Annotated in this window: 5 protein-coding genes; 1 reads left to right on the top strand and 4 read right to left on the bottom strand. The window is 68.4% G+C overall.

Annotation, left to right across the window (positions count from 1 at the left end):
* Window positions 1-382 precede the first annotated feature (382 nt).
* Window positions 383-2,185, top strand: a complete 1,803-nt coding sequence (locus ACFVJX_RS10660; RefSeq protein ID WP_384126620.1) for a cellulase family glycosylhydrolase — start codon at window positions 383-385, stop codon at window positions 2,183-2,185.
* A 97-nt stretch (window positions 2,186-2,282) separates the two neighbouring features.
* On the opposite strand, the gene ACFVJX_RS10665 is transcribed toward ACFVJX_RS10660, so the two are convergent.
* From ACFVJX_RS10665 to ACFVJX_RS10680, 4 genes are all read right to left on the bottom strand, one after another.
* Window positions 2,283-3,806 (bottom strand): catalase, encoded by a 1,524-nt coding sequence (locus tag ACFVJX_RS10665; RefSeq protein WP_384126622.1) that lies wholly within the window; start codon window positions 3,804-3,806, stop codon window positions 2,283-2,285.
* A gap of 282 nt (window positions 3,807-4,088) precedes the next feature.
* Window positions 4,089-6,128 carry a CocE/NonD family hydrolase gene (locus ACFVJX_RS10670; protein ID WP_384126655.1) on the bottom strand — a complete coding sequence of 680 codons (2,040 nt, stop codon included), beginning with the start codon at window positions 6,126-6,128 and terminating at the stop codon, window positions 4,089-4,091.
* 97 nt (window positions 6,129-6,225) lie between these two features.
* A complete protein-coding gene (locus ACFVJX_RS10675; protein ID WP_384126623.1) occupies window positions 6,226-7,539 on the bottom strand; it encodes an acetyl-CoA carboxylase biotin carboxylase subunit family protein in 1,314 nt (437 codons plus the stop codon).
* Window positions 7,540-7,624: 85 nt separating this feature from the next.
* Complete coding sequence (locus tag ACFVJX_RS10680) at window positions 7,625-7,759, bottom strand: hypothetical protein (RefSeq protein ID WP_384126624.1); 135 nt, start codon at window positions 7,757-7,759, stop codon at window positions 7,625-7,627.
* Window positions 7,760-7,779 lie beyond the last annotated feature (20 nt).

Consider the following 7,779-nt stretch of genomic DNA (forward strand, 5'->3'; position numbering starts at 1 on the left):
CCGGCGCGAAAACCCTGGCGCGGAACGGCCTCGGGGACCGACGCGGAATCCGGTGGCGCACGGGGCGGCCCCCGGTGTCCACAACAGCGGTTCAACCTGCTCGGTCCTGTTCACCGGCGGGCCGAAGGCCGGGGGGCGGCAGCGCCGCTTCAGGTAATGAACACAGCTCGCCCCATTGACATGTCCATTGCTCTATCGCTTTTATGGCGCCGGGTCGCAAGCCGTCGACCGCCCCCGGGAGAACGGGACTTCACCCCGGGAGCGGGGACGGCGCACACCTGCGGCACCACCACCACCCCCAGGTCACCGGCGGCGCGGTACGCGGACAAATGGGAGCGCTCCCATACGTCGGGACCCTGCCTACGAGAGAGGAACCAGCACCGTGCTTCACCCTCTCCATCGCATCCGAAGAGCCGCCCGGACCGCCGCCCTGATCGCGGCCGCGCTGCTCCTCCCCCTCGCCGGTTCTCAGGTGGCGACAGCGGCCGACGCCTCGCCCGGTACCGGCTACTGGCACACCAGCGGTCGCCGGCTCCTGGACGCCGCCGACCAGCCGGTCCGCATCGCCGGAGTCAACTGGTTCGGCTTCGAGACCTCCAGCTACGTGCCCCACGGCCTCTGGTCCCGCGACTACAAGAGCATGATCGACCAGATGCGCTCACTGGGCTACAACACCATCCGGCTGCCCTACAGCGACGACATCTTCACGGGCACGGAACCCACGAGCATCAACTACTCCGACGGCATGAACAGCGATCTGCAGGGTCTCGACTCGCTCCAGGTGATGGACCGGATCGTCGAGCACGCGGGCCACGTCGGCATGAAGGTCATCCTGGACCGGCACCGGCCCGACTCCGCCGGCCAGTCGGCGCTCTGGTACACCGCGTCCGTCCCCGAATCCACCTGGCTGGCCCATCTCAAGGCGCTGGCCGCCCGCTACGCCGGCAACGACGCGATGATCGGCATCGATCTGCACAACGAGCCGCACGACCCCGCCTGCTGGGGCTGCGGCGACACGACGAAGGACTGGCGGCTGGCGGCACAGCGCGGCGGTGATGCCGTGCTGTCGGCCAACCCCGATCTGCTGGTCTTCGTGGAGGGCATCCAGACGTTCGACGGGGTGTCCGGCTGGTGGGGCGGGAACCTCATGGGCGTGGGCCGGTATCCGGTGGAGCTCAGCGTGCCGGACCGGGTGGTCTACTCGGCCCACGACTACGCGACGAGCGTCGCCCAGCAGCCCTGGTTCGACGACGCCTCATTCCCCGACAACATGCCCGGCGTCTGGGACAAGTACTGGGGCTACATCTTCGAGCAGGACATCGCGCCGGTGTGGGTCGGCGAGTTCGGCACCACGCTGCAGTCCGCCACCGACCAGAAGTGGCTGAAGGCCCTGGCCGACTACCTGCGGCCGACCGGCCGGTACGGGGGTGACAGCTTCTCCTGGACCTTCTGGTCCTGGAACCCCAACTCCGGCGACACCGGCGGCATCCTCAAGGACGACTGGACCACGGTCGACACGGTGAAGGACGGCTACCTGACCGACATCAAGGCGCCGGGCTTCGGCGACGGCGGGAACGGCGCAGGTGACGGCGACGACACCGAGGCCCCCGCCGCGCCGGCCGGGCTCACCGTCACCGGCACCACGAGCGATTCGGTCTCCCTCTCCTGGACGGCCGCGTCCGACGACACCGGGGTCACCGGCTACGACGTCTACCGCGGCTCCACCAAGGCCGGCAACGCCTCCGGAACCGTCCACACCGACACCGGTCTGGCAGCCGGCACCTCGTACACGTACACGATCCGGGCACGCGACGCGGCGGGCAACACCTCGGCGCCCTCCGCTTCCGTGACAGCCACCACCACGAGCAGATCCGGCGGCGGCAGCGACGGGTGCACGGCCGACTACACGGTCAACGGCGACTGGGGGAACGGCTTCGGAGTGGACGTGACGGTGACCAACACGGGTTCCGCCCCGGCCACTTCGTGGCAGTTGACCTGGAACTGGGCAGGCGGCCAGCAGGTCACGAACATGTGGAACGCCACGTACACACAGACCGGCTCCGCGGTCAGCGTCACGAACACCGCCTACAACGGCGGGCTCGCGGCCGGTGCGCACACGAGTTTCGGTTTCCAGGGGACCCCGGGCTCGGGCGGCGTACCGACGGTGAGTTGCGCCCTGTCCTGAGGCGGGCGCGAACACCCGCCGGTGTCCCCGGCCGGCCGCACGCTCCGGCCGGGGACACCGGCGACGGCGGGCGCGGCGGGTGTGCCGCGCCTGCCGGTCAGGCCTTCGCCTGCATGTTCCGTCGTGCGGGGTTGCCCTGCTCGGCGGCCTTGGGGTCCTTCTCGCCGGCCTTGGCGCGCACTCCGCGCTCGATGCGTTCGCCGATCGACTTGTCGATGTTGGACCAGTACTCGAAGGCCCGTCGCAGCACCGGCTCCGTCACGCCGTTGAGGAGATGGCCGACGACGTTGTCCACCAGGCGCTCGCGGGCCGCGTCGTCGAGGACCTCGCGCACCATGGTGCCGGCCTGGCCCCAGTCGTCGTCCTCGGCGTGGGAGACGTACGCGGTCCGGGTGATGTCCCCGTCGGCGTACCAGCTGGGCGGGTTGCCGTACCGTGCGGTGTCCGCCGCGGGGCCGCCCTTGGAGTTCGGCGCGTAGACGGGGTCCGCGGTCTTGCGGTACGCCATCGCCCCGTCCTTCGAATACGTGTTCACGGGGGACACGGGCGCGTTGACCGGCAGCTGCTGGTAGTTGCCGCCGATGCGGTGGCGGTGCGCGTCAGCGTACGAGAACAGCCGGGCCAGCAGCATCCGGTCCGGGCTGGGGCCGATGCCGGGTACCAGGTTGTTCGGCTGGAAGGCCGCCTGCTCGATCTCGGCGTGGTTGTCGGTGGGGTTGCGGTCCAGCGTCATGCGGCCGACCTCGGTCAGCGGATAGTCGCCGTGCGGCCACACCTTGGTGAGGTCGAACGGGTTGAACCGGTAGCCCGCGGCGTCCTCGTACGGCATGACCTGCACGTACAGGGTCCAGCTCGGGAATTCACCGTCGCGGATGTGCTCGAAGAGGTCCCGGGTGTGGTAGTCGGTGTCGGCCGACGCCATCTGGTCGCCCTCGTCCTGGGTGAAGAACTCGACGCCCTGGTCGGTCTTGAAGTGGTACTTCACCCAGAAGCGCTCCCCCTGCGCGTTGATCCACATGTAGGTGTGCGAGGTGTACCCGTTCATGTGGCGCCAGCTGCGCGGGATACCGCGGTCACCCATCAGCCACGTGACCTGGTGGGCCGATTCGGGCGACAGGGTCCAGAAGTCCCACTGCATGTCGTGATCGCGCAGATTGTTGTCCGCGCGGCGCTTCTGGGACCGGATGAAGTGCTGGAACTTCATCGGGTCCTTCATGAAGAACACGGGGGTGTTGTTGCCCACCATGTCGTAGTTGCCCTCGGTGGTGTAGAACTTCAGCGCGAACCCACGAGGGTCGCGCCAGGTGTCCGGGCTGCCCCGCTCGCCGGCGACGGTGGAGAACCGGGCCACCATCTCGGTCCTGGTCCCGGGCTGGAACACCGCGGCCTTCGTGAAGGCGCTGACATCGCCCGTCACCTCGAAGTGCCCGAAAGCGCCGCTGCCCTTGGCGTGCGGCTGCCGTTCCGGGATCCTCTCCCGGTTGAACTGCGCCATCTGCTCGATCAGATAGGCGTCCTGCAGCAGGACCGGGCCACCCGGCCCAACGGTGAGCGAGTGCTCGTCACTCTCCACCGGGGCACCGGAATCGGTGGTGGTCGGCTCACGTGAGGTGTCGGTCATCGGGCTGCCCTCCATCATGTTTCCCTCAGTCAAAGGTGGTCACACGGTCACACCGGAACGGCGAAACGAAGTCGCGTCAGTCCGACTAGCCCGGATCAAAGGATGCCAAACCTGAATGAAGCATCACATCGCCGCGCCGATGCCGCCCCTCCTGATCCACTCCGGCGTCCGGCCCGGGCTCCGTCGTCGACGTACGCACCGCGCCCCGCACAGGTACACGGAGCCGGCTCGCACGAATTGCCGCTTCGGGGGATCGCTCGGCCGAAGGGGTGCATCGGCGGCTCACACGTTCACCCTCGGAACGCTTTCGTTCCAGGTCCGGGAGAAGACCCTGCGACCGTCCTCGTAACCGTCCAGCGTGGCATCGACGTGGAACTCGTCCTCGTCCGACGTCAGGATGGTGCGAGTCTCCACCCGGACGTCCCACCCGGGGCGCCCGAACCGCAGGGTCCAGGCGGACTCCCCGCTCACCGATCCGAAGTCGTCGGCGACCGAGGTGTACTTCTCGCGGGCCCGGAGACCCACCTCGATCCCGTTCTCCTCGTACCGCTGAAGTCCGCGGTCCTTGACGATGTCGAGCGAGGAACGGTAGTCGACCAGATTCCTTGACACGGTCCACGCCTGTTCGGGCTCGGTCAGCTGGGTCACGGCCGGCGGTGCGCATCCCTCGGGTTCACCGAAGGGCGCACAGGACGCGGCCTCCTCCGGGGCGGATTCGGCGGGCCGGACGGGCAGGGTGACGGAACTGCCGCTCTCGTGGACGCTGACGAGGGCGGGTGCGGGCGCGGGCCACACCAGCGGCCAGTACGAGGTGGAGAGCGAGAGCCGGATGCGGTGTCCGGCCGGGAAGGCCTGGGCGACTCCGTTCAGGGGGATCCGGACGCGGTACCTCTTGCCCGGCTCCAGTGGTGCGGGCCCTTCGTCGCCCGCTCGGTGCGCGAGGTTCAGCACACCGTAGGTGACCCGGGTCGCCCGGCCGTCCGCTGCCACGTCGGACAGCCTGACGGTGAGCTGCGCAGTCTCCTCGGACGAGGACACCAGGAGCTCCACCGCGGGCGCGCCGAGGATCTCCACGCGTTCCGTCAGCGGCCGCGTTTCGAAGACGAGCGAGCCGCCGTCCTCCTCACGCTGGTCGTACGGCAGGTCCGGCGGGGCGTTGTACGAAGCCCATTTTCCCGCGAACTGGCCGACCGACAGGGGTGACTGAAGAGTGTGGACGCGGCCCTCGGGTTCGGCCCCCCACGGTGCGCCCCCCTCCGGTTCGGCCCGCGATGACGAGTCGCCCGGTGATGCGGCAGCGTCGTCACCGGCCCGACCGATGGCGCGGTCGCGCAGGGGGTACCGCACCTCCTGGACATGTGGCGAGGGCCAGCCCGGCTCCCCCACCCAGCGCCCGGGGCGCTCCTCGTAGGACGTGGACGGCGGCACGCTCTCCTGCATCCAGGCACGGATCATGGGCCCGTCCATGACGCCGTTGTCGGCCCCCTTCAGCCAGTGGTCCCACCAGCGGACCACCTCCTGGAGATATCCGATGGCCGGCCCCGGTTCACCGAGGTGCGGCAGCTTGTGCGACCAGGGGCCGATGAGGCCCTTTCGGGGTACATCGACATGGCTCAGCAGTCGGGTGACGGCGTTGGAGTACCCGTCCGCCCAGCCACTGGAGGCGAGCACGGGGCAGCGCAGGGATCCGTAGTCCTCACTGAGCGACGCATGGCGCCAGTAGTCGTCGCGGTGCTGGTGGCGCAGCCATTCGAGGACCCAGGGTTGCGCGGAGTCCAGCCGTTCGTGCCACATGTCGCGCCAGCGTTCGCCCACCACTGCCGGATCGGGTGGGCAGGTGGCGTAGGCGAACATGGTCCCGGCCTCGGCCAGGTTGTCGGACAGCATGGCACCACCCACGTAGTGCATGTCGTCCGCATACCTGTCGTCGGTGAAGGAGGCGATGACGACGGCGCCCAGACTCGGTGGCTGCCGGGCGGCGACCTGGAGGGCGGCGAACGCGCCCCAGGAGATGCCCATCATCCCCGTGGTTCCATTGCACCAGGGCTGCCGGGCGAGCCAGGCGAGCACCTCTTCGGCGTCGACTTGTTCCCGCTCCAGGTATTCGTCGCGCAGGACGCCTTCCGATTCGCCCGTTCCGCGCAGGTCGACGCGGACACAGGCGTAGCCGTGTCCGGCGATGTAGGGGTGGTGGATCGCATCTCGGGTGGAGGTGAGGTCGTTCTTCCGGTAGGGGATGGCCTCCAGGATCGCGGGGACCGGCCCCGTGTCGGAGGTGGTGGGCCGCCAGATCCTCGCTGACAGCCGGACCCCGTCCGACATCGTGATGGTGACGTGGTCCTCCGTCTTCACCTCGTGGGGGAAACGGTCGACGTGTCGTATACCGATGGCGTGCTCCTTCCTGCTCCCGGGTGTCCGTTCACGACGTGTTCGGATCGCGGCCGCCCGGGGCGGTCTCGTCGAAGGTGAGGCCAAGGGCCGCGACACACTGGTCGAACTTGCGCCGCAGGCCCTCCTCGTCGTCCGCGCCGGTGAAGATGTGGGCGATCTCGTAGCTGTAGCTGTCCTGCTGGGACACCGAGGAGAGCTTCTGTCCCTCGGCAGGGACGACGTCCACGCGTACCCCTGGTATCGCCCGCTCGATGGCGGCGAGTTCGCCGGGGGTGGGCACCTGGTGCACCGTTCCCTCCCCGAACCACCGGTAGTACCACTTGGCGGCCATGCGGTACGGGCCCTTCCCGCCGGACAGCGCGGGATCGTTTCCGAGCGCGAGACTGATCATCCGGTGGTGGTTGGGCGCCCCGTCCACGTAGTCGAACAGTTCCGCGTGTGACTGGGAGTGCCGCGGGTTGATCTCCAGCAGGCTCACGTCGCCGGTCTTCGGGTCGTAGAAGTACTCGATGCTGAACGTGGCCGAGTCCATGCCGATCTGTCGCATGGTCCGCTCGCTGACCTCGTGCAGCTTCCGGATCACCTCGGGCGGAAGCGTGCTCGGGTACTGGTGGCGGAGGAAGCAGGGGGATCCCGGGTAGCTGATCGAGTCGAGAACCCCGTACACGGTGACCTCCCCTTCGTGGACGAAACCCTCGACGGCCACCTGAATTCCGGTCATCGCCTCCTCGGCCAGACAGACCTGTCCTCCCACCCCCTCCATCTCCGGCGGCAGTTCCAGGAGTTCGAGTACGGAATTGAATGGCCTGCCGACCCGGCCCATCCCCTCCCGTATCCTGTCCACGGCCGTACGGAATTCCGCCATGTCCGATACGCCGTAAGCAAGTTCGGACGAATAAGCCAGAGCGGGCTTGACCCACATGGGGAAGTTGACACCGTCGGGCGGTCGAGGGTCCGATGTGTGCAGGTCCACCCGCCCGAAGTTCGGGTATTCGTCGATGACTTTCTGCTGCTCCAGGCGGCTCCAGTACTTGTGCTCGCATTTGACCACGGACTCGAGGCTCGTGGTGCGTGTGCCGTACTCGCTGCCGAGCATCGGCACGAGCGTGCTCACGGGGAAGTCCCAGTAGCCGACGATCGCGTCGATGCTGCCGTCGTGCGCGTCGAGGATCTCGCGTGCCCGTGTCATCAGATCGGCCACGGAGACCTCTCCCCCCTGCAGATCACCAAGGCTCAGCAGAGGATGGAATCGGTACGTCCCGGATTCCGGGACTGCTTCCAGGGTCGGGAGATTCGCCTCGTCGAGCCCTAGTACAAAGATGTTCTTCCGCTGTACGGACACCGTGGGGTCCTTTCGTGGGATTCACGGCGCGTACCCTCCCTCCCGGCTCCGAACCGAATCCGCCGAATCTGATTCCCGCAGCCGCTCAGACGGTGAAACGGCCGGGTCTGCGGCCCTCCAGTCGGCAGCGCAGGACGCGGGCGGGGCCGACGAGCAGCTGTCCCCGCTCGAGCCATTCGCGCATCTGGAGGGCGTCGGCCGTCGTCGCCTCCTGGAACATCCGGACCCGGACCGCCTCGT

The organism is Streptomyces sp. NPDC127177, assembly GCF_042672475.1.
Taxonomy (GTDB): domain Bacteria; phylum Actinomycetota; class Actinomycetes; order Streptomycetales; family Streptomycetaceae; genus Streptomyces.

Excerpts from the sequence above, each read along its gene's own strand:
- ACFVJX_RS10665 (WP_384126622.1), bottom strand. The coding sequence starts at position 3,806 with ATGACCGACACCTCACGTGAGCCGACCACCACCGATTCCGGTGCCCCG.
- ACFVJX_RS10670 (WP_384126655.1), bottom strand. The coding sequence starts at position 6,128 with ATGTCGGACGGGGTCCGGCTGTCAGCGAGGATCTGGCGGCCCACCACC.
- ACFVJX_RS10680 (WP_384126624.1), bottom strand. The coding sequence starts at position 7,759 with ATGTTCCAGGAGGCGACGACGGCCGACGCCCTCCAGATGCGCGAATGG.